Consider the following 21,964-nt stretch of genomic DNA (forward strand, 5'->3'; position numbering starts at 1 on the left):
CTCTCCCCGTAAGAACGGGGAGAGGGAGTAAACTGGCTGAATGCTTATCGCCGCGTCTCACGGTTGCGACATGTCTTGCGACCGTGAGACGCCGTTAGCCTTCCTATGCCCGGCGATCGGCCGCGGCCCGGCCGAAATCCTGCCGATCCCGCGCATTCCCTGCGATTTCCTCGCTGGCACAGCGCTTGCTGACTGTCGCGCGAATGCGCGGCAAGACGCATTGCATGACTGAACCCAAACGCGAAGGAAGGAAACGCACATGGAGCTTGGCTACTTCACAATGCCCTCGCACCCGCCGGAGTGCGGATTGAAGGAGGGGCACGACTGGGACCTACAGACGCTGCGCTGGCTCGACGAGCTCGGCTATCAGGAAGCCTGGATCGGCGAGCATCATACCGCACCCTGGGAGCCGCATCCGTCGCCCGATCTGCTGGTCGCGCAGGCGCTGCTGCAGACCAAGAATCTGCGCATCGGGCCCGGCGGCTTCCTGCTGCCGTATCATCACCCCGCCGAGCTCGCCAATCGCGTCGCGATGCTCGATCATCTTTCGAACGGTCGGTTGAATTTCGGCGTCGCCGCCTCCGGCCTGCCGAGCGACTGGGCGATGTTCAACGTCGACGGCATGTCGGGACAGAACCGCGACATGACCCGCGAGGCGCTCGAGATCATCCTGAAGATGTGGACCGAGCCGGCGCCGTGGACCCACAAGGGCAAGTTCTGGACGGTGACCAAGCCGGACACGATGTTCGATTTCCTGAAACCCCACATCAAGCCGCAGCAAGCGCCGCATCCGCCGATCGGCGTCGCCGGCCTGTCGAAGAATTCCGACACGCTGAAGCTCGCCGGCGAGCGCGGCTTCATTCCGATGAGCCTCAACCTCAACCCGGCCTATGTCGGCAGCCACTGGGAGTCGGTGGAAGCTGGTGCCGCCAAGACCGGCCGCAAGCCGAGTCGCAAGGACTGGCGGCTGGTGCGCGAGGTGTTCGTGGCTGATACCGACGAGGAGGCGTGGAAGCTCTCGACCGGCGACATGATGGGCCGGATGATGGGCGAGTACTTCCTGCCGCTGCTCGGCCATTTCGGCTTCAAGGACTACCTGAAGCACGCGCCCGATGTGCCGGACAGCGACGTTACCGTCGAATATTGCGCGCGCCGGAATTGGATCGTCGGCTCGCCGGCGACCGTCACCGAGAAGATCGAGAAGATCTACCGGGAGGTCGGCGGCTTCGGCGTGCTGTGCGTGTTCGGCTTCGACTACAAGCACAAGCCGGAGGCCTGGCACAACTCCCTGCGGCTCCTGAAGCAGGAGGTGATGCCGCGGCTGAAGCATCTCGGCGCCGAGTTCGAGAAGGCCGCATGACAGCTGCGCGGGGTGCGGGGCTTGCCTCGTACCCCGCGTCGCATATCTTAGATGGAGCTTTTCTATGAGGTTTTGCGGCATGAGCGTCGACGCACAGAGTTTCAAGCAAGCGATGCGGCATTGCGCCGGCGCGGTGGCGCTGGTGACGGTCGGCCGCGAGCCGGGACAGCGCACCGGCCTGACCGTGACCTCGGCCTGCTCGCTGTCGGACAACCCGCCTTCGGTGCTGGTCTGCGTTAACCGTAATGCCAGCGCGCATGAGCGCATCCGCGCCGAGCGCCATTTCGTCATCAACTTCCTGAACGAGGACCATGCGCTGCTGGCGCTGACCTTCTCCGGCCAGAAGGGCGTCAACGGCGACGACCGGTTTGCGTTTGGGCGCTGGACCACGGGCGCCACCGGCGCCCCGGTGCTGGAGGATGCGGTGGCGGCGTTCGACTGCGTGCTGAGCCAGGAGCTCGAGACCAAGACCCATTCGATCTTCATCGGCGAGGTCCAGCATGTCCGCGCCGCGACCACGGTCGATCCGCTGATCTATCTGCGTTCCGGCTTCCAGAGCGTGCGCAACATCCACGATCCGATCACGCTCGGCGACGTCGACGCGCGGCGCGTGAGCTGGAACGAGTTTTCGTAAAGCGGCTGGCGGCACGTCTTCCATAGTCAATCAGCTTCGCTGACCCATCCCGATCAATTTGACGCGCGCGCCGTGCGTGCGAGCGGCATGCTATAAGTGCCGCTGCGCTTTCCGTCGGCCGTTTGGGACCCCAAGCGCATCTCGAGACCTCCAGTCATCGACAAGGGAGACCCAACCATGAGGATCGTTGTGATCGGCGGCACCGGACTGATCGGCTCCAGGACCGTTGCCATCCTGCGGCAAGGTGGCCACGACGTCGTCGCCGCCTCGCCCAAGAATGGCGTCAACACCGTCACGGGCGAGGGATTGAAGGATGCGCTGGCCGGCGCGGCCGTGGTGATCGATCTCGCCAACTCGCCGTCGTTCGAGAACAAGGCGGTGATGGAATTCTTCGAGACCTCCGGCCGCAACCTTCTCGCGGCGGAGAAGCCGGCCGGCGTCAAGCACCATGTCGCGCTCTCGATCGTCGGGACCGACCGCACGCCCGAGAACGGCTACTTCCGTGCCAAGGTCGCCCAGGAGAAGCTGATCGAGGGGGCCGGCATTCCCTACACCATTGTCCGCGCGACGCAGTTCATGGAGTTCGTCGGAGCCATCGCCGATGCCGGCGCAGTTGGAAACACGGTCAGGCTCTCGCCCGGCCTGTTCCAGCCGATCGCTGCTGAGGATGTGTCGGCCCTTGTTGCCGACATCGCACTGCAGCCGCCGCGCGACGGCATCGTCGAGATCGCAGGTCCCGACCGCGCGCCGTTCAACGAGATCGTGGCCCGCTACCTGAAGGCAAAGGGCGACCCGCGACAGGTGGTGAAGGATCCTGACGCGCTCTACTGGGGCGGCCGGGTCGAGGAGCACTCGCTGGTGCCATTGGGTGAGGCACGCATCGGCCGCATCGATCTGAACGAATGGCTGCGCCGCTCGCGGTCCGCAGCCTGACCGGAAAGCCTGACGGCAAGGTCTATTTGAGCCACACCAGCAGCGGCACGGGCGCGCGGCCCTCGCAGGACAGCGTGCCCTCGTAATTGTGCGTCTTGCGGGCGCTGTAGGTGCAGGGCGCGCCGTCCAGCACCAACTCGGCCGTGACCTGCGAATCCGCACCGGTGATCTGCAGCTTGATCTCGCCGGCGCGCTCGTCCGGCCCATCCTGGGTGCAGATTCCCACGTGCTTCATCTTCAGCGGCCCGGAGAATTGCCGGGGCGTGCCGGGTCCGCTTTCGGTGAGATGTCCGGTCAGCTCCCATTCACCGAGCACACCGGCCTGGCCGAGGATCTCCATCGCGCCGAGCGACGGCACCTGACAAAGCGACAGCGCAACGGCGCCGAGCAGCGTCGCACCGCCGTTGCGCCATGCTGTCGTCCGCGGCATCACGGCTTGCTTCCGGTGGTCTGGCGCAATTCGATCAACTCCGGCCGCGACAAATCCGCATCCGCGGTGAGCCGGGCAATCTGATCAGCGCACTCCCGGGCCTTAGTCTGGTCGCCGGACGCCTTGGCGCTCTTGATCATCCCGAGATAGGCCGCCAGCCGGTTGGGCTCCTTCTTGAGCACGGCCTCGTAGGCGGCGAGCGCGTCGGCAGCCTTGCCGCGATCAAGCAGCATCGCGGCGTAGAGCTCGCGCGCCGGCGCCAGCGGCCCCGGGGTGACGGGATGCTTCTCGGTCTTGTCTTCCGCCTCTGCGGCGGCGTTCATCGCGCCGAGCGCATCGTCGTATTTGGCTTCGGCGTACAGCACCCAGGCGCTCGCGATCTGCCGCTGGATGTCGACGATGTTGGACCAGTAGGCGTCCTTGGCGTCCTTCAACTTGTCGCGCAACTCGGCGAGCTTGCCGATATCGGCCTTGGCGGCCGCCGGGTCACCGGAACGCGCGGCGCCGACTGCCCGCGCGAAATAGGTGATGGCGTCCGCATAGGCGTACTTGGTCGGACGCACTTCAAGCATGGCCGCGCCTTTCCAGTCGCCACGCTCGAAAACATAGCGGGCCTGGCTTGCCGCCACCGCGTAAGGGCCGGCGAACCGATCCTGCTTGAACTCGATCTTGCCGAGCTCGTCGACCACCGCGCGCGCCTCCTTGTCCTGGCCCAGCTGGAGATAGGCATAGACCAGGTAGTCCATCGCGTGGGCCTGATCCTGCTGCTCGCCGTCTTCCTTGGCGATGCGCGCGGATTCCTTGTTCGAGGCGATCGACTCCTTCCAGTAGCCGACGCGCGTGAAGATGTGCGACGGCATGTGCTGGGCATGCGGCGCGCGCTCCGCGATCTTGGCATAGCGCATCGCGGCGGGGAGGCCCTTCTCCGCGAGCGCCGGATAGTCGTAGAGATGGATCAGATAGTGGGCGATGCCGGGGTGCTCGGGCTGGCGCTTGAAGATCGGTTCGAGCAGCGCCGCGCCCTTCAGCTGATTGGCATAGGTCTTGTCGGCCGGGGACGCCGCGACGTTGAGCGTGATCGCGTAGGCGATCTGCGCCTCGTCGTCGTCGGCATAGTGCGTCGCGACCTGCTCTTCGGCGGCAAGGAATCGCTGCACACGGGTGCGGTGATCGACCTTGTCGTAGTCGACATACATCGCGGCGATCGCATCGATGTATTCGCGCTCCCGCGGTGTCTGCGCACCCAGCGCCTGGCCCTTCTTGGCGGCCTCAAGGCCGAGCGGAAGGTTCTCCGGCGGCGGCGGCCCGTGCGGGTTGTAGAGGTAGCTGAGCGCGATCCCCCAATAGGCGATGGCGCATTGCGGATCGGCCTCGAGCACCTCCTCGAATGTGCGTCGCGACGCGCTGTACCAGAACGAATGCTGATACAGCATGGCGCGATCGAACAGCTCCTGCGCCGCGGGCTTGCAGGACGTCGCGAAATGCACTTTGCCCAATCGTTGTTCAGTCGAATCCGAGGCAGCAGGCTGCGAAATGGTCGCGGCAATGAGGCCAACGACCACAGCGAGGGGAAACCGTGTCATGGGACCCGCTCCGTGGCGTTGAATGAAAGGCGTAGGATAGCACCTTTCCCGCCCGGCCGGAACAAGACTGCCTCTTCCGGAGCATTCATGTCCGAACGATGCCGTTCGAAACGAAATATTTCGTCTAGCCGTCGAGCTCGATCTCCAACGCCTTGATCTTCCGGTACAATGTCGCGCGGCTGAGCTTGAGTGCTTTCGCCGCGTCGTTCACCCGGCCGCCATTGGCGCGCAATGTCGCGATGATCGCGTCGCGCTCGCTTGCCGCATGATCGGCCGCAGCGGGGCGCCCGCCGGGCGGCGGCAGGTCGAGATCGGCTTCGGTGATGACGCCGTCCTCGGCGGTGGCGCCGGCGAGCCGCAGCACGTGGCGGAGCTGGCGCATGTTGCCGGGGAACGGATAGGCCATCAGCTGCGCCCAGGCTTCAGTTGAGATGCGGCAATGCGGCGCTTCCTCGTCGGCGATCTGTGCGATGACGTCCCTGCGGTCCGCGCGTTCGCGCAACGCCGGCAGGCGGATCTCCATGCCGCGCAGCCGGTAATACAGATCCGAGCGGAAGCCGCCGTCCTCGGCCATCCGCGCCAGGTCGCGGTGGGTGGCGCTGATCAGGCGGATATCGACGGGTACAGGTTTCAGCGCGCCGAGCGGCCAGACCTCGCGATTTTCCAGCACGCGCAGCAGCCTTGTCTGCAGCGCCAGCGGCATGTCGCCGATCTCGTCGAGGAACAGCGTGCCGCCGGAGGCCTGCACGATCAGCCCCTTCGATCCCTCGCGCCGCGCGCCGGTGAAGGCGCCGGCCTCGTAGCCGAACAGCTCGGCGTCGATCAGGCTCTCCGGCATCGCCGCGCAGTTCAGCGCGACATAGTTGCGGCCGGCGCGGTTGCTTGCGGCGTGGATGGCGCGCGCGAACACGTCCTTGCCGGCGCCGGTCTCGCCACGCAGCAGGATCGGCAGATCGAGATTGCCGACCGTCATCAGCCGCTTCACGCCCTTGATCAGCACGGGATCGCGCCCTGCGAGCCGGTGCAGGCCGGAAAATTGTCCGGCCGGCGCTTCGCGCGGCGGCGCCGGCAGAGGGCGCGTCGAACGCGCGCGCACCGGCGGCGCTACGCGGCCGCGGCCCCATGGCGTGCCGTCGGCGCGGCGCAGCGTGACCGGTTCGTCCGCGGCCCGCGCCGTGCGATCGTCGAGCTGAATCAGATGCGAGAGGTCGATGCCGTCGTCGATCATCGCATCCGTCAAGCCGAAGACGCCGCGCGCGGTGCGGCAGGCGCCGACCACGCGGCGGTCATCGTCATAGGCCAGCATGCCGTGCCCGTCGCCGGGCAAGGTCGCGATCCAGGAGGCGCGGTAGCGCCGGCGGAAGAACGACTGTTCGATCCGCCGCGTCGCCTCCGTGGTGACGGCGAGCGCCAGTTCATGCGCGCTGCGGCCGAGATCGCTGCGGCAGGAGGAGATGTTGACGGCGCCGGCCAGCCGCCCGGCATGGTCGAACAGCGGCGACACCGCGCAGGTGAACATGTGCCACTGCTCGCGGAAATGCTCGTCGCCATGCACGATGATCGGCCGCTGCTCGGCGAGTGCGGTGCCGAGCCCGTTGGTGCCTTCAAACGTCTCCGCGAAGTTCGAGCCGGTGTAGATCTTCCACTCCAGGAACATCCGCGCGTAGTCGCCTCCGGGCAGCCGGCTCACCAGCATGGTGGCGTTGGGATCGGCGAGGTTGACGCAATAGCCGGCGTCGTGGAGCACGCGGGCAAGGTCCTCGAGTTCCGGGATCGCGACCTGGATCAGATCCTCCATCGGCTCGGCGATGTGCCGGACCTCGGCCTCGGTCAGGGTTTGCGGCGGCCCGCGCCGGGCCGGATCGAGGTTGTGATTGACCACGCAGCGCCGCCAGGACGCCGCAATCCGCGCCTCGGTGTCGACGCCGGCCACCTGATTGGCCGCCGATAGGACACGGGCGACGTGATTTGAGGCCGAAAGATTGGCCATCCAGAGGTCTCCACCCCTCATTTTCTGCGAAGTCTGGCAGCCCATGGCCGAATGTCAATTGGCCGACGGGGTCGCGGGGAGGGGACCTTGGAGGGAGGCAGAGGTGCGTGGGGCGGATTGGCGAAGCGTGATCCGCCGTAAGCCAGCACGCGGGATGGCGGATTACGCCTTCGGCTAATCCGCCCTACGCAGCGATGTCGACGACGGGCTCAATCCGCAGGCCGCGCCTCGGGAAATTTCCAGTTGCCATCGAGTACGTCGGGCCGCGGCTGAAACAGCCGTACCGTGTAATTCCACCCCGGTGTGATCGGCAGGCAGTTCTGGACCTTGCCGTCGCAGCCGCCGAACTGGATGGTGACCGCGCCATCGGCGGCCGCCCTGGCAGTCACGCTGTTCACCGCGTAGCTGTTGGTCGGGTTCGGCTGCAGATAGCCCTCACTGTTGTAGACCGTGAGCGACCAGAAGCCGTCGACCGGAACGTCCTTCACCGTCAGCGTATGGACCGTGGTGCCGTCGTTGCGCGTCGGCGTGATCGGCAGGTACAGCGCGTCCTTTTCGGGATTGCCGCCCCACAGCATGGCGCTGCCGATCAGGTGCTTCACCGGATCGACCTGATGCGCATCGGCGCCGAACATGCGCCGCGTATCGGAGACCGTGGTGCCAAGCTGCAGCAGTGCTGCCTTCACTTTGCCGAGGCTGGCTTCGTCCCAGTTCGGAATCTCGAATGCGCCGGGGCGTTCCTGCTTCGATGCGATCGCGTCCTGCAAGGCGTGAACCTCCCCGATCTCGTTGGCGTTCGAAAAATCGACCAGGAAACGGACCACCGCAATGGCATAGCGCGTGCCGATCGCCTCGCGCGTCAGGGTATGACTGCCCGCGCCGTAATAGACAGCCGTGGTGTATTGATCCTCATTGACGATCTGCATCGCCATGAAGCGCCTGGCGCCGCCTGGCAGCGTGATCGTCACCGGTCCGGCATCGAGATCGAAGATCGCGAACGAGTACAGCGTGTCGCGGTTGGGGCGGACGATGCCCGATTGCACCGGGGGTGCAAGCTCGCGGCCATGACGGAATTTTCCGAAGCCGCCGCCTTTGACCACGCCGGCGAAGTAGACGTCGGTCTGGGCGCGATTGTAATTCTCGACGGTAACGGGTTTGGCCGGCAAGGGCGATTGCGCAGATGCGGTCGAACTCGCCAACGCGAATGACAAGGCCGCGAGGATGCTCGTTTTCATTGGCTCTCCGGGGGTGAGATCGCTCATCGCCGAGAGCTAATCCAGCCAAATATGAAAATATATGCCGATGAATGGCAACGAGCCTTCCAGATATGGTAGGCTTGTTCGATGGATCTCAACGCGGTCAGGATGTTCGTCGCGGTTGTGCAGGCCGGCAGCCTTTCGGCGGCCGCCGCCCGCCTCGACATACCGCTGCCGACACTGAGCCGCCGGATCCGGGACCTCGAACGGCAGCTCAAGGTGCAGCTGCTGGCGCGCTCGGCGCGCGGCGCGAAACTCACCGACGCCGGCGCGCGGCTGTACGAGCGCGCCGGTCAGGGTATCGAGCAGCTGCTGGAGGCCGAGCAGGCCATCGTCAACGACCAGATGCAGTTGAAGGGGCGTCTGCGGCTATCGTTGCCGCAGACGTTCGAGCCGTGGTGGGACCTGCTGGGGGCGTTCCAGCAGCGCTATCCGGACATCCAGATTCACCTCTATTCGACCGAGCGTCGCGTCGACCTGCTCGAGGACGGGATCGATGTCGCGCTTCGGGTCGGCGCCATCGTTCACGAGGCGATGGTGGCGCGCCGCGTGCTGTCGTTTCGCAATGTTCTGGTCGCCAGCCCGCGGTTGCTCAGGCGCGTCGGCATGCCGAAGCATCCGGACGCGCTTGATCGTTTGCCATGCGGGGTGTGGGCGTCGCGGATCGATAGCCAGGTGCGTTGGCAGCTGGGCGGCCATGTTGTCGAGCCGAGGGCGGTGTTGTCCACCAACGACTACCACCACCTCTGCATTCGCGCGCTCCGCGGCGACGTGGTCACCGAGCTGCCGCCGTTCCTCGCGGCCGCAGCGATCCGCGAGAAACGCCTGGTGCAGTTGCTGCCGCAGCACCCGTTGCCGGAGTGGTCGCTCAACCTGCTTTATCCGCCGCACCGTCACCAATCGACCATCGTGCGAACCTACCTGGATTTCTGCCAGGGCTATCTGCCGAACATCGTTCAGGCCTGCACGGTGTGAATGGAGGGGGGGCGTACTCTCTCCTCGTCATTCCGGGGCGACGCGATAGCGTCGAGCCCAGAATCCATTCATCCGCGGAATGTGCGGCCCAATGGATTCCGGGCTCGTGCTTCGCACGCCCCGGAATGACGACAGAGGGAACTGCGCCCCGTCGATATGCTTCGCCGGTCCGCCCTACGGACCTACTTCACCTCACCGGCCGTGAGCACCACAAACGAACGTCCGGCCGCCTTGTACGTGCTGCCGAACGCAAACTGCGCGCCCGCCGGTTCCTCCGCCGCGTTGGTATCCACGAGCAGCGACCACAGTGGCCCTGCGGTCGTTGCCGGCAGCTTGAAATCCACCTCGCCCTCATAGCTGTTGAGGATGACCAGTACGGTGTCGTCCTCGCCCTCGCGCGCAATTGCGGTCTTGCGGGCGCGGCCGTCGAGCACGACGCCGAAGCATTTGATCCAGCCGGTGGTCCAGTCGGCCTGCGTCATCTCCACGCCTGAGGCGCTGATCCAGACCACGTCGCGGATCGTAAGCTGCGGATCGCGATCGCCACTGAGGAAGCGGCTGCGGCGCAGGATCGGATAGTCGCGCCTGAGCTTGATCATCCGTTTGGTGAAAGCGAGCAGCTTCTCGGCATCGTCGGAGAAATTCCAGTCGAACCAGGAGATGTCGTTGTCCTGGCAATAGGCATTGTTATTGCCTCGCTGGGTGCGGCCGAACTCGTCGCCGCCGAGCAGCATCGGTGTGCCCTGCGAGGCCAACAGCGTCGCCAGCATGTTGCGCTTCTGGCGTTCGCGCAAGGTTCGGATCTCGGGGTTGTCGGTCGGGCCCTCGGCGCCGCAATTCCAGGAATGGTTGTCCGACGAGCCGTCGTTGTTGTTTTCGCCGTTGGCCTCGTTGTGCTTGTTGTTGTAGCTCGCCCAGTCGTTCAGCGTGAAGCCGTCATGGGCGGTGATGAAGTTGACGCTGGCCCAGGTGCGGCGTCCCTCGCGGTTGAACACATCGTGCGAGCCGAGCAGCCGCGGCGCCAGGCTGCCCGGCGCCGCCTCGCCGCGCCAGAAATCGCGCACCGTGTTGCGATACTTGTCGTTCCATTCCGCCCAGCCCGGCGGGAAGCCGCCGACCTGGTAGCCGCCGGGACCGCAGTCCCAGGGCTCGGCGATCAGCTTGACGGTCGCGAGCAGCGGGTCCTGGTTCATCGCCTTCAGGAAGCCGGACTGCTCATCGAAGCCATAGACCTCGCGCGCCAGGATGGTGCCGAGGTCGAAGCGGAAGCCGTCGACATGCATGTGGCCGGCCCAGTAGCGCAGGCTGTCCATCACCATCTGGATCACCCGCGGATGCGACAGGTTGACCGTGTTGCCGGTGCCGGTGTCGTTGATGTAGTAGCGGCGTTTGTCGGGCAGCAGCCGGTAATAGCTCGCATTGTCGATGCCCTTGAACGACAGCGTCGGGCCGCGCTCATTGCCTTCGGCGGTGTGGTTGTAGACGACATCGAGAATGACCTCGAGGCCGACGCCGTGCAGCCGCGCCACCATCTCCTTGAATTCGCGCAGGCTGTTCGGCACATCGGCGGCATAGCGCGGGTCCGGCGCGAAGAAGCCAATCGTGTTGTAGCCCCAGTAATTGGTGAGGTGCTTCTCCAGCAGGTTGCTGTCGTTGATGAAGGAATGCACCGGCAGCAGTTCGACCGAGGTGATGCCGAGCGCCTTCAGATAGTCGATGGCCACATTCGAGCCGAAGCCCGCGTAAGTGCCGCGCAGATGCTCGTCGATGCCAGGGTGCTGTCTGGTAAAGCCCTTGACGTGGGTCTCGTAGACGACGGTCTCGTCCCAATGAGCTTCCTGCCGTTGCGGCTCCTGCGCCCAGTCGAAATTGGGATCGCACACCACGCATTTCGGCATGAACGGCGCGCTGTCGCGCTCGTCGAACGTGAGATCGTCGCCGCTCTCCATCTTGTAGCCGAACACCGCCGGATTCCATGTGAGGCTGCCGGCATGGGCGCGGGCATAGGGATCGAGCAGCAGCTTGTTCGGATTGAATCGATGGCCGCCTTCGGGCTGGTAGGGGCCGTAGACGCGATAGCCGTAGAACGTGCCGGGCTGCACGCCGTTGATGAAGCCGTGAAACACCTGATCGGTATATTCAGGCAGTTCGAAGCGATGGGTCTCGCGCTCGCCGTCGAACAGGCAGACCTCGACCTTGGTCGCATTGGCGGAAAACACCGCGAAGTTGGTGCCGTGGCCGCTCCAATGGGCGCCCAGCGGATAGGGCAGCCCTTCCTCAATCACGAAATCGGACATCGGTCCCCCAAGCCTTGGATCAACCTGCAACAAACGCCGCCGCGCCGAAAACGTTGCATTGGCGATTTTAGCGGCAGTTGCCGTGGTTCGTGTGACATTCGGGGCAGGGCCGAACGTGCCCCGTTGTCTCTCTTCGTCATTCCGGGGCTCGCGAAGCGAGAACCCGGAATGACGAGGAGAGGCTGGATCAACCGCATGCGCGCCTGGCGAGAGTGCGTGGTGCGACGTCTTGACTTGCGAACCATCCACATCGTCGTCCTGGCGAAAGCCAGGACCCATTACCCCAAATGAGAATGGTTGCGCGATGTTGGGGCCGCGATCCCGTTCATCATCACCTGCGGTGGTTATGGGTCCTGGCTTTCGCCAGGACGACACTGAATATGCGGCGCAATCATCGGCCTTGCCTCACCCGTTTGCGGTCTTCACCACCACGAGATTTTCATCGACTGCCGCGGGGTGGCGCTTGAGATGATCGCGGCGCAGCGCGATCTCGTCGCGGACCAGCTCGTAGCCGAGCTTGAAGGTGTCGAGCCCGTCGCCGGACACGGTGCCGTCGCGCAGGCCGATCACCGCGCCGCGCAGGATCGCCTCGAGCTCGTCCTGCAATTCGTCGAGGTGCTCGGCGCAGGTGGTGTGCTCGACGCGCTCGCCGATGTCGAGGATCCGGCCAGCCAGCTCGCTGGCTTTCTCCGGCGCGATGCGGGTGATCTTGGTGTAGATCGCGACGAAGATCGAGCCGATGATGCTGAGCGCGGCGGCGGCGAGATACATCACGTCGCTGTAGCGGTCCATGAACGACTTGGTGTCGTCGTTGATGTATTCGGCGGCGCCCTGATGGGCGACGATGAACGCGTCCTTGTCGGTCGCCGCCGGCTCGATCTTGCTGGCGAAGCCGTCGTCGAGCGCGAGCTCGGACTTGTTCTCGTAGATGATCCGCGCGAGCTCGGCGGCCGTCGTCGTCGACATCGAGGATTGCGCGGCCAGCAGCCATTGCAGCCCGATGGTGTCGACCTCGTCGTCGGGGATCGCCGGCGAGGACGACAGCATGCCGGTCGAGACCGTCTCCTCCGAGATTGCCGGATATTTGCGCGCCAGCGCCTTGGCCGCGTCGATCGCGTTCAGCGTGAAGCCGCCGGAGCGCTTGGCATATTGCTCGTAGCTCTTGTCCTTCATGATCTTCGAGGCATGCTCGATCGCGACCACGGCGGCGAAGCCCGAGGCGAACAGCTTGTCGAACGGCGTGTTCGGCGGCGCCTGCTGCACCCGCTGCGCCGCATCCGGGCTGTCCGAAATGTCCAATGCGCTGCGGACGAAATTGACGCTGTTCTCGCCGTCGCCGACCACCGCGATCTTCTTCTTCTTGAGCTCGGTCAGCGACTTGATCTTCTTGCCGCCGGGGCTGAGCACCAGCACAACGTCATGCTCCAGGATCGCGATGGCGCGGGCACGCGGCGGCACCTTGGCGTCGGTACGCAGGACGGCAAGCGAGGCGTCGCGGCGGTCGAACTGCGCCAGCGCCTTGGCGTTGTCGGGATTCGCAGCGATCTTCAGCCGCAGCCGCGACGAATTGGCTTTCAGCACGGTCGCGAGCTTGGCGGCGAATTTCGCCTCCGGGCCGTTTACGTCGCCGACCGCGAACACCAGCGTTTCGGAATTGCGCAGCCAGAGGCGGCCGCCGACCACGGTGACGGCGCTCAAGAACAGCGTCAGCAGGGTGAAGACGATGATCTGCGCGCGGTTGCTCTTGACGACCGGCTTGGCGGCCGGTGGGCGCGGCCGCGGCGACATCGGCGAAGGCGCGGGGGCTTCGGCAGTCATGGCTGATCACCTGGATCGTCACCCGTCCGGTACGGCCTGCCGCCTGTAACCCAATCGGCGCGGCGCCGCCCGGTGAATCCGTAAATGGCTATAAAAGAAAGAAAATTTCCTGCGGTCGGACGATATACCTCCCCGGGGTGAATGCAAACCGGCTGCCCGCCGTAACCTTAATCCCGGTTGCCTGACCTTGGGAGCTGCGCCGCGATGCCACATGACCATCGCCACTATCGACGCTCGAACCCAGATGTGATTTTCGAGACAGCCGCAGGTGCATTCCGCCGCCGGAGATGTCATAAATGAGACACGCTTGGTTTTGCGGACGTGTGCTGACGGCCTGACCCGGATTTCTTTCAATCACATTCATCGAAGTAAAAGGGCGTCAGCTTGTTGTTTCCTTCCATGTCATCGTCGGTGTCGGTTGGTGCCCTGGTGGGATGGATGCTGCTTCTCACCACCAAGCACATCATCGCTGACTTCATGCTGCAGAACGCCTGGATGGCGATCGGCAAGGACCAGAAGACCGGCTGGGCGATGCCGCTGCTCGCGCACTGCCTGGTCCATCTCGCGGTCGCGCTGGCGCTGATCCTGGTGGTGGCGCCGCGGTTCTGGTACGTCGCCTTCATCGACTTCGTGATCCACATCATCGTCGATCGCTGCAAAGGCATCTGCGCCTCGCATTTCGGCGTGACGCTGGAGTCCGGGCATCCCTGGTTCTGGACCCTGATCGGGGTCGACCAGGCGCTGCACCACCTCACGGGCTTTGCGCTGTCGATCTACATGGCCGCCAACTGAGCGGCCGGCCGGCGTCTCGTCCCTCAGCTCGAATCAGCGACCACCGTCCGCTTCGCGGCGGATGTGATTCGCGTGCAACGGGCAAGGGTCCCCGGGAACGACCGGAGGCCGTGGTTAACCTTTCGTTAGAGGATTGCGCGGCATCTTCCCGATCGAGGGGGATTTGCAAATGTTTTCAAGCCGCGACGCCTTTGAGAACGATGCCTGCCCAGTTGCGGACGACCTGCTCGGCCAGATGTACCGCGCCAATCCGAACGGGCTTTCGCTGCTGGTTGCCAATGTCGCGCCCGACGTCCGGGCGAGGCTGGCGCTGTTCTGCTATCGCCGCAGCCATCTGCATGCACTCGCGGTGGCGATTGCGTCGAGCTGCAGCGAGTGGGAACTGGCCAATGTCGGCGGCCGCGTCGGGTCGACGCTCTACGCGCTCTCGCGCGAGCCGGCTCGCGTTGCGACCGTGTCGCATGGCGGCCGCAAGCCGATCACGCTGTCGACCAAGCCGCTGTCGAGCTTCGCGCCTGTTGTCGACGACGAGCTCGACGACGAGGACGTCAGCGAGACGGTGACTGTGACGGCCTAGGGATGATCCGGAAAAGTGGAAACCGGTTTTCCGCGGAGATCATGCCCAAATAAAAGGGCCGTGTTCAATCCGGCTGCGCGCTCGCAATGAGCGGCAGCCCGTGCCGGCGCCGCGCCATCGCGCATTCCGCGTCGCCGGGCAGGCAGGTTCGGCACACCTCCGGCCGTACCGCATAGACCTCGCAGCGCGTTGCCTCTCCGACCTTGCCCGACAGCGCCGAGCAGCGGTCGCCGTCGCAGCGCATCCCTGATTGTCGCGCGTTGACGAATTGCGGCGGGATCAGATCGAGCTGCGCGTCGTCCTCGACGGTGAAGCGCGGCCAGTTCGCCGAATAGCTGCAGCAGGCGCCGCAGGATTGGCAAGGGGACTGGTCGGCGCTCGCGTCCGTCGCGTTGATCGCATCGTCGGCCATCAGGTGTCCCTCGGCGCTTCCCACACCAGGCTGCGCCGCCAGCGCGCCCTGAGCAGGTCGCGCCGCTCCGGATATTTTTCGTCGTGATAGACCGCCGTGACCACGCGGTCGGTGCGGAAGCTGCGGAAATCCTTGCGCAGCTCGCACCAGGCGGCGAGCAGCCGCACCGCCTCGTGATAGCCGACCGCGATCGGCCAGATCGTGCGCTCGGAGTCGCGGCCATGCTCGTCGCGATAGTTCAGCGTGATCTTCTTGCCCTCATGGATCTGGCTGCGGGTCCTGACCATGTCGATACGGTCCGGCTCCCGGTTCCAGGCGGAACGGGCGCGGCTCGCCGGCTCCAGCACGAACGGCCTGAGTCGGTCGGGCACGGTCTCGGCGATCTTGGCCATCAAATCCTCGGCCGCGCGTGCCAGTGCCGGATCGGCGTGGCCGACCACCCATTGCGCGCCAAGCACGCAGGCCTCGATCTCGTCGGGTGTCAGCATCAAGGGCGGCAGGTCGAAACCCTTCTCCAGGATGTAGCCCATGCCGGCCTCGCCGCGGATCGGCACCCGCTGCTCGATCAGGCTGGCGATGTCGCGATAGATCGTCCGCTTCGAGGTCTCGAGCTCGGCTGCGATCGCATCCGCGGTCAAAGGCTTACGGGTGCGGCGGAGCACCTGGATGATCTGAAACAGCCGGTCGGCGCGTCTCATGGCAGTTCTCTCGGCAATTCTCTTGGTCGCTCTGTTATCGGGCGTCTTGACGAGTGTCTTGCAAGCGTCTCGGCAGCTCGCTTGGTCACTCGGCGTGTCGCCTTTTCGCTGCCACCCGTCACTGCTGCTGACAGCATGTTGGCAGCAGGTGGGGGCTATATCAGGACAACACCTCAAGTGAAGGGAATTTGTCCATGACGAATCTTGATGAACTCGGTTTCCGGCAGGCGCAGGGCTTCGCGCTGGAACAACTGGTCACGGTCTACTCCACCTCCGGCGACCTGCGCTGGGCCCTGGTCGCGCTGGTTGCACAGTCCATCAGCGTAGCCTGGTCCTACGGGCGCGCACGGTTGGTCAAGCGGGTTCGCGAGGCGGTTCGCCGCCTCGCACCCGCGAGCCCGCTCGGCAGTGAATGCCACTACTGCTGACACCATGCTGGCAGCAGGGGACAGCTAGCTTCAATTCACGACCACAGGCGATCGGGAGCTTCATATGATTACGCTTTTTGGCTTTGGCACGGGTTTCGGCTTGCCTGAAATCAGCCCCTTCGTGACCAAGACCGAGGTCCAGCTCAAGATGGCCGGTCTCGACTATCGCAAGGAGAAGGCGATGCCGCCGGCCTCTCCGAAAGGCCAGCTGCCGTTCATCGCCGACGACGGCGAGACGATCGCCGATTCGACCTTCATCCGCGCCCATATCGAGGGCAAATACGGTTTCGATTTCGATGCGCCGCTGAGCCTGCAGGCACGCGCGCAGGCCTGGGCGTTCGAGCGCATGATCGAGCATCACGTCTACTGGGCGCTGGTCGGCGCGCGCTGGGTCGACGACACCAATTTCGCCAAGGGGCCCGCACATTTCTTCGACGGAGCACCCGACCACATGCGCGACAAGATGCGCGAGGACGCCCAGTTCCGCGTCGCCGAGAACTATCTGTTGAGCGGGCTTGGCCGTCATGGCCCGGATGAGGATGTCGATCTCGCGCTCCGCTCGTTGTTCGCGCTGTCGGTGCAGCTCGGCGACAAGCCCTATCTGATGGGCAATGCACCCTGCGGCACCGATGCCACGGCATTCGGCGCGCTGGCCGGAATCCTGACCCCGTTCTTCGATTCGCCGCTGCGCGAACGCACCGAGAAGTTCGGCAATCTCACCGCCTATGTCGGCCGCATGATGCAGCAGTACTATCCGGAGTTCGCCTGGGCGCCGCTGCAGCAGCAGGCGGCCTAAGCGGGCGCGGCGGGTGCGGGCTCGCCCTTCAATGCGGCGAGCTCCGCTTCGAGCTCGGCGATGCGCTGGTCGCGTGAGGCGAGCGCGGTCGACACGTCGGCCGCATCGAACTTCTGCGGAATGTGCTGCGGGCAGTTGGTGTCCCACGCCGTGACCTTGAACAGGATCACCTGCTCGGGCCGCGCCCGATAGCCCTGCGGCATCAGCGAACGCGTCAGCGCGGGATCGTCTTCCACCACGCGTGCCTCGCCCCAGATCTTCACCCGCTGCCGGTACGCGTAATTCATCACGAAGATATAGGCCTTCGGGTTCTCCGAGAGATTGCCTTGGGTGATGAACTGGCGGTTGCCGCTGTAATCGGCGAACGCGATGGTGTGCTTGTCGAGCACCTTGACGAAGCCCTTCGGCCCGCCGCGATGCTGGATGTAGGGCTGACCGCCGGCCGAGGCGGTGGCGAGATAGAAGCTGTTGGTGTTGGCGAGGAAGGCGGCGAGGTTCTCGTCGACCTCGGTCTGCCAGCCGCCATGGGCCTCGACCTCGGCATAGGTCGCGCGCGACCCTTTGCGGGTCTGGATCTCCTTTACCGCCGGGGTGAACCCGACATCGCTCGAATAGCTGCCAGCGTCTGACATCTGAGTCTCCCGCCACGGGCGACAAAGCGGCCGTCCTTGGACCGTAACATGGGTATTTCCGGATCGTAGGCAATCTGATGGATTGACACTTCACTATTGCCGATTATGCAATAGTGTCATGGACCGGATCGACGCCATGCAGGCCTTCGTCGCGGTGGCGGACCTCGAGGGGTTTGCTCCCGCCGCTCGCAAGCTCGGCCTGTCGCCGTCAGCCATCACGCGGCTGATCGCGGCGCTGGAGGAGCGGCTCGGCGCGCGGCTGTTGCAGCGGACCACGCGTCAGGTGACGCTGACCGACGCCGGCTCGCGCTACCTGGAGCGGGCGCGGCGGATCCTCGCTGATGTCGAGGAGGCCGAGGACGCGGTGGAGAGCGAGCGCACCCGCCCCGAGGGCCGGCTGGTGATCTCGGCGCCGTTCGGCTTTGGACGGCTCCATGTCAGCCCGGTCGTCTCCGCCTACCTGAAGCGCTATCCCGATGTCGGCGTCGACCTGCGGCTGTCGGATCGAAGAATCAATCTGGTCGAGGACGGCGTCGACCTCGCGGTCAGGCTCGGTCACCTGCCGGATTCGACGCTGGTGGCGCGCCATGTCGGCCAGATGCGCCGCATCGTGGTGGCTTCGGCCGGCTATCTCAGGCTCCGCGGCGAGCCGAAGCGGCCGGCAGACCTCACTGCCCATGACACGATCCAGTTCGGCGCCATGACCGCGACCCCGGATTGGCGCTTCATGGAGGACGGCCAGGAGATCCGCATCACGCCGATGCCGCGCTTCACCAGCAACAGCTCGGATGCTGCCATCCAGTTCGCCGAGCAGGACGGCGGACTGACCCGGGTAATGGCCTATCAGGCCGCCGAATCGCTGAAAGCCAAGCGGGTCCGAATCGTGCTCGCCGCGTTCGAGCAGCCGCCGGTGCCGATCCACGTCGTCTACCCGACATCCCGGCTGCTGTCGGCCAAGGTGCGGACCTTCATCGATCTCGTCACCGAGATCACCGACTGGCACTTCGGCTAGATCAGCGCGAACGCGCTTAGCTCACCGGCGCCTTCTTCGGCACCACGCGGAACGTGCCGCTTGCGCGCGCGATCGTCACGCCGTCGGCCTTGATCAGGCTCTGCGCGAAGCAGATCGTGCTGCCGGTCTTGATCACGTCGCTCTCGATCGCGAGCCACTGCCCGACATTGGCCGAGCCGACGAAATCGACCGTAAGCGAGATCGTCACGTAGGACGTGGTCCAGCCGGTCGCCTGGCCGCAGCTATAGCCCATCGCGTTATCGGCGAGGGCTGCGATCAGCCCGCCATGGATCAGGCCGCGGCCGTTGGTGTGCGGCCTCGCCAGCCGCAGGCCGATGATGACGGAGCGCTCGGTCTTCTTCTGGTACAGCGGCTCCCAGGGCTCGGTGAGCGGGCTCTTGCGGAACAGCGGTTCGAAGCCTTGCGGGATATCCTGGGGAATGTCGGGGGCGACTTGCGTTTCGGTGGTCATCTCTGGCTCGCATATGGCGTTGGGTTGACGCCATTGAACGCGATGTCGATGACGGTTTCACCGCCTACAAAGTTTTAAACGGGATTTGCGCCTGTGTTTGAAAGCGTCGGCGCGTCGGCCGGTTACGCCGGAAATTCGTAGCCGACGGCTTTCGATCTCGATCGTTTTCTGCACCGCGGGCCGCGCCATCATCCTGTCGTAGTGCGCCGCAAGGTGAGGGAACGTCTCCGGCGGCAGCTTGAGCCTGATGCAAGCGCGATCTCCAATTCCGTCACCCTGAGGAGGCCGCGGAGCGGCCCGTCTCGAAGGGTCGACGGCCCGGCTGTTGGCCGTGCATCCTTCGAGGCTCGCTCCGCTCGCACCTCAGGATGACGGGGCAGGCCTCAGCGATCGACGGATCAGAACGGCAGCCCCACGTAATTCTCCGACAGCGAAGTCGACGCCGCCTTCGAGCTGACGAGATAGTCGAGCTCGGCGATCTGGATGCGTGCGGCGAATTCGCCCTCGTCGGGGAATTTGTGCAGCATCGAGGTCATCCACCAGGAGAAGCGCACCGCCTTCCAGACCCGCGCCAGCGCCCTGGCCGAATAGCCGTCGAGCCCAGCCGACGATTTCTCGTCGTAATATTCGCGCAGCGCCTGCGACAGATAGTGCACGTCGCTGGCGGCGAGGTTCAGCCCCTTGGCACCGGTCGGCGGCACGATGTGCGAGGCGTCGCCGGCCAGGAACATGCGGCCGAACCGCATTGGTTCGGCGACGAAGCTGCGCAGCGGCGCGATGCTCTTCTCGATCGAGGGGCCGGTGACGATCTCGTCGGCGGCCTTCTGGTCGAGACGCCGCCTCAATTCATCCCAGAACCGCTCGTCCGACCATTGATCGACATGATCATCGAGCGGGCACTGCACGTAGTAGCGGCTGCGGTGGCTCGAGCGCATCGTGCACAGCGCAAAGCCGCGCTCGTGGTTGTTGTAGATCAGTTCCGGCGAGACCGGCGGCGTCTCCGAGAGGATGCCGAGCCAGCCGAACGGATAGACCCGCTCATAGCTCGTGATCGCCGACGCCGGCACGCTGGCGCGGCTGATGCCGTGGAAGCCGTCGCAGCCGGCGATGAAATCGCAGGCGATTTCGTGGCTGACGCCGTCCTTGACGTAAGTGACGCGCGGATGATCGGTGTCGAAGTCATGCGGCTTGACGTCGGCGACGGAGTACACGGTGGTCAGGCCGGCCGCCTTGCGGGCGTTCATCAGGTCGAGCGTGACCTCGGTCTGGCCGTAGATGGTCACGGTCTTGCCGGTCGCCGCGTGCATGTCGATGCGGTGCCGCGCGCCGCCGAACGCCAGCTCGACGCCGTGATGCACCAGGCCTTCCTGGTGCAGCCGGGCGGCGGCACCGACGCTGTCGAGCAGCGACACCGTGCCTTCCTCGAGCAGGCCGGCGCGGATCCGCCCCAGCACGTAGTCCGGGGTCTGCCGCTCCAGAATGACGTTGTCTACGCCGAAAGTATGAAGTAGTTGCCCAAGCAACAGTCCGGCCGGACCTGCGCCGATGATTGCTACTTTTGTCCGCAATACCTTGTCCTCCCGATCGGATAGGCTTTCAGCCCGGCGCCCGCGCGGGCGAGCGCCGTCAACTTGCCAAGGCAACTATATCATATAACAGTTTTGGCAAGGCGGATTTGCGCGGCAAGCGCGTTCGCCGCAGCGCAAGATGGCGGAGGAGGCGGGTGCGACGTGGCGTCCGCCCTGCAGATTCCATCTTGAAACTGCGCGCGAATTAGATAACATGTTAAGTAATGAGACCGGGCACCAAGCCCGCCGTCCTGGAGAGGAGGAGACGAGATGAGGAAAAGTGTGTTGGCGCTGCTGATGGCAGCGGCCATCGTGCCGGCCGCAGGGCCTGCCGTCGCGCAGGACAAGACCGTCAATCTCAAGGTGTCGCTATGGGTGCCGCCGGCGCATCCGCTGGTGCCGGCGACGCAGGCCTGGGCTGCCGATATCGAGAAGGCATCGGGCGGCACCATCAAGGTCACCGTGTTTCCGTCCGAGCAGCTCGGCAAGGCGTTCGACCATTACGACATGGCGCGCGACGGCATCGCCGACGTCACCTATGTCAATCCCGGCTATCAGCCGGGCCGCTTCCCGATCGCCGCCGCCGGCCAGCTCCCGTTCGTGTTCTCCGACGGCAAGAAGGGCACGCTGGCGCTGAACGAGTGGTACCACAAATATGCGCCGACCGAGATGAAGGACACCAAGCTGTGCTTCGCCTTCATCCACGATCCGGGCGCGCTGCACGGCAAGAAGAAGATCGTGCTGCCGAGCGACCTCTCCGGCGTCAAGGTGCGTCCCGCGCAGAGCACCATCGGCGAGATGGTGAAGATGTTCGGCGGCACCAATGTGCAGGCCTCCGCACCGGAATCGCGCGACGCGATCGAGCGCGGCGTGGCCGACGAGATCACCTTCCCCTGGGGCTCGATCTTCCTGTTCGGCATCGACAAGGTGGTGAAGTACCACATGGACGTGCCGCTCTACACGACGGTGTTCACCTACAACATGAACCTCGCCAAATATAATTCGATGTCGGACGCCCAGAAGAAGGTGATCGACGATCACTGCTCGCCGGAATGGGCTTCCAAGGTCACCGATCCCTGGACCGATTTCGAAGCCAACGGCCGCACCAAGATGAAGGCGCTACAGGGCCACGAGGTCTATCCGCTGACCCCTGATCAGCTCGCCGAATGGAAGAAGGCGGTCAAGCCGCTGCACGACAGCTGGGCCGAGGCGGTGAAGAAGGCCGGTGGCGATGCCGAAAAGATCGATGCCGATCTGCAGGCCACGCTGAAGAAGTACGAGGCGGGGATTTAACTGACTTC

21 protein-coding genes are annotated in these 21,964 nt (G+C 64.9%); 10 read left to right on the forward strand and 11 right to left on the reverse strand.

Annotated elements, in window-relative coordinates; all coding sequences use genetic code 11:
* The first annotated feature begins 259 nt into the window (after window positions 1-259).
* The 3 genes from BRSPCE3_RS21095 (at window position 260) to BRSPCE3_RS21105 (ending at window position 2,927) form a co-directional block, all read left to right on the forward strand.
* Window positions 260-1,360, forward strand: coding sequence for an LLM class flavin-dependent oxidoreductase (locus BRSPCE3_RS21095; protein ID WP_244068020.1), 1,101 nt, complete (start codon window positions 260-262; stop codon window positions 1,358-1,360).
* Between the two features lie 79 nt (window positions 1,361-1,439).
* Complete coding sequence (locus BRSPCE3_RS21100) at window positions 1,440-1,994, forward strand: flavin reductase family protein (RefSeq protein WP_244068021.1); 555 nt, start codon at window positions 1,440-1,442, stop codon at window positions 1,992-1,994.
* 177 nt (window positions 1,995-2,171) lie between these two features.
* Window positions 2,172-2,927, forward strand: a complete 756-nt coding sequence (locus BRSPCE3_RS21105; RefSeq protein ID WP_244068022.1) for an SDR family oxidoreductase — start codon at window positions 2,172-2,174, stop codon at window positions 2,925-2,927.
* A 22-nt stretch (window positions 2,928-2,949) separates the two neighbouring features.
* On the opposite strand, the gene BRSPCE3_RS21110 is transcribed toward BRSPCE3_RS21105, so the two are convergent.
* The 4 genes from BRSPCE3_RS21110 to BRSPCE3_RS21125 form a co-directional block, all read right to left on the reverse strand.
* Window positions 2,950-3,357, reverse strand: a complete 408-nt coding sequence (locus tag BRSPCE3_RS21110) for a hypothetical protein (RefSeq protein ID WP_244068023.1) — start codon at window positions 3,355-3,357, stop codon at window positions 2,950-2,952.
* On the reverse strand, window positions 3,357-4,940 hold the full coding sequence (locus tag BRSPCE3_RS21115; RefSeq protein ID WP_244068024.1) for a tetratricopeptide repeat protein: 1,584 nt from the start codon (window positions 4,938-4,940) through the stop codon (window positions 3,357-3,359). The genes BRSPCE3_RS21110 and BRSPCE3_RS21115 overlap by 1 nt, the downstream gene beginning before the upstream one ends.
* 124 nt (window positions 4,941-5,064) lie before the next feature.
* Window positions 5,065-6,930, reverse strand: coding sequence for a sigma-54-dependent Fis family transcriptional regulator (locus tag BRSPCE3_RS21120; RefSeq protein WP_244068025.1), 1,866 nt, complete (start codon window positions 6,928-6,930; stop codon window positions 5,065-5,067).
* 209 nt (window positions 6,931-7,139) lie between these two features.
* Window positions 7,140-8,165, reverse strand: coding sequence for a DUF1254 domain-containing protein (locus BRSPCE3_RS21125; protein WP_244068026.1), 1,026 nt, complete (start codon window positions 8,163-8,165; stop codon window positions 7,140-7,142).
* 108 nt (window positions 8,166-8,273) lie between these two features.
* Here BRSPCE3_RS21125 and BRSPCE3_RS21130 point away from each other — a divergent pair, with 108 nt between their 5' ends.
* Window positions 8,274-9,161 (forward strand): LysR family transcriptional regulator, encoded by an 888-nt coding sequence (locus BRSPCE3_RS21130; protein ID WP_244068027.1) that lies wholly within the window; start codon window positions 8,274-8,276, stop codon window positions 9,159-9,161.
* 182 nt (window positions 9,162-9,343) lie between these two features.
* Here BRSPCE3_RS21130 and glgX read toward each other — a convergent pair whose 3' ends face one another.
* Window positions 9,344-11,458 (reverse strand): glycogen debranching protein GlgX, encoded by a 2,115-nt coding sequence (gene glgX / locus BRSPCE3_RS21135; RefSeq protein WP_244068028.1) that lies wholly within the window; start codon window positions 11,456-11,458, stop codon window positions 9,344-9,346.
* 405 nt (window positions 11,459-11,863) lie between these two features.
* The gene (locus BRSPCE3_RS21140) at window positions 11,864-13,276 is read right to left on the reverse strand and encodes a TAXI family TRAP transporter solute-binding subunit (RefSeq protein WP_244068029.1); all 1,413 of its coding nucleotides are present in this window, start codon (window positions 13,274-13,276) and stop codon (window positions 11,864-11,866) included.
* A 438-nt stretch (window positions 13,277-13,714) separates the two neighbouring features.
* Between BRSPCE3_RS21140 and BRSPCE3_RS21145 the strand changes: the two genes are divergently transcribed.
* Window positions 13,715-14,068, forward strand: coding sequence for a DUF3307 domain-containing protein (locus tag BRSPCE3_RS21145; protein WP_244068030.1), 354 nt, complete (start codon window positions 13,715-13,717; stop codon window positions 14,066-14,068).
* 169 nt (window positions 14,069-14,237) lie between these two features.
* Window positions 14,238-14,645, forward strand: coding sequence for a hypothetical protein (locus tag BRSPCE3_RS21150; RefSeq protein ID WP_244068031.1), 408 nt, complete (start codon window positions 14,238-14,240; stop codon window positions 14,643-14,645).
* Between the two features lie 64 nt (window positions 14,646-14,709).
* On the opposite strand, the gene BRSPCE3_RS21155 is transcribed toward BRSPCE3_RS21150, so the two are convergent.
* Window positions 14,710-15,057, reverse strand: coding sequence for a YkgJ family cysteine cluster protein (locus tag BRSPCE3_RS21155; RefSeq protein ID WP_244068032.1), 348 nt, complete (start codon window positions 15,055-15,057; stop codon window positions 14,710-14,712).
* Window positions 15,057-15,755, reverse strand: coding sequence for a YafY family protein (locus tag BRSPCE3_RS21160; protein ID WP_028336549.1), 699 nt, complete (start codon window positions 15,753-15,755; stop codon window positions 15,057-15,059). The genes BRSPCE3_RS21155 and BRSPCE3_RS21160 overlap by 1 nt, the downstream gene beginning before the upstream one ends.
* Before the next feature lie 194 nt (window positions 15,756-15,949).
* On the opposite strand from BRSPCE3_RS21160, the gene BRSPCE3_RS21165 reads away from it, so the two are divergent.
* Complete coding sequence (locus BRSPCE3_RS21165; RefSeq protein WP_244068033.1) at window positions 15,950-16,183, forward strand: hypothetical protein; 234 nt, start codon at window positions 15,950-15,952, stop codon at window positions 16,181-16,183.
* Window positions 16,184-16,247: 64 nt separating this feature from the next.
* A complete protein-coding gene (locus BRSPCE3_RS21170; protein WP_244068034.1) occupies window positions 16,248-16,979 on the forward strand; it encodes a glutathione S-transferase family protein in 732 nt (243 codons plus the stop codon).
* Here the strand turns inward: BRSPCE3_RS21170 and BRSPCE3_RS21175 are convergent.
* A complete protein-coding gene (locus BRSPCE3_RS21175) occupies window positions 16,976-17,611 on the reverse strand; it encodes a pyridoxamine 5'-phosphate oxidase family protein (RefSeq protein WP_244068035.1) in 636 nt (211 codons plus the stop codon). The genes BRSPCE3_RS21170 and BRSPCE3_RS21175 overlap by 4 nt on opposite strands.
* 118 nt (window positions 17,612-17,729) lie before the next feature.
* On the opposite strand from BRSPCE3_RS21175, the gene BRSPCE3_RS21180 reads away from it, so the two are divergent.
* Entirely contained in the window at window positions 17,730-18,623 is an 894-nt protein-coding gene (locus BRSPCE3_RS21180; RefSeq protein WP_244068036.1) for a LysR family transcriptional regulator, read from the forward strand.
* Between the two features lie 16 nt (window positions 18,624-18,639).
* Here the strand turns inward: BRSPCE3_RS21180 and BRSPCE3_RS21185 are convergent, their stop codons facing one another.
* Together BRSPCE3_RS21185 and pobA are read right to left on the reverse strand one after the other, a co-directional pair.
* Window positions 18,640-19,095, reverse strand: a complete 456-nt coding sequence (locus BRSPCE3_RS21185; protein WP_244068037.1) for a PaaI family thioesterase — start codon at window positions 19,093-19,095, stop codon at window positions 18,640-18,642.
* A 398-nt stretch (window positions 19,096-19,493) separates the two neighbouring features.
* Window positions 19,494-20,663 carry a 4-hydroxybenzoate 3-monooxygenase gene (gene pobA, locus BRSPCE3_RS21190; protein WP_244068038.1) on the reverse strand — a complete coding sequence of 390 codons (1,170 nt, stop codon included), beginning with the start codon at window positions 20,661-20,663 and terminating at the stop codon, window positions 19,494-19,496.
* A 270-nt stretch (window positions 20,664-20,933) separates the two neighbouring features.
* On the opposite strand from pobA, the gene BRSPCE3_RS21195 reads away from it, so the two are divergent.
* Complete coding sequence (locus BRSPCE3_RS21195; RefSeq protein ID WP_244068039.1) at window positions 20,934-21,956, forward strand: TRAP transporter substrate-binding protein; 1,023 nt, start codon at window positions 20,934-20,936, stop codon at window positions 21,954-21,956.
* Window positions 21,957-21,964 lie beyond the last annotated feature (8 nt).

This window comes from Bradyrhizobium sp. Ce-3, from assembly GCF_022835695.1.
Classification (GTDB): domain Bacteria; phylum Pseudomonadota; class Alphaproteobacteria; order Rhizobiales; family Xanthobacteraceae; genus Bradyrhizobium.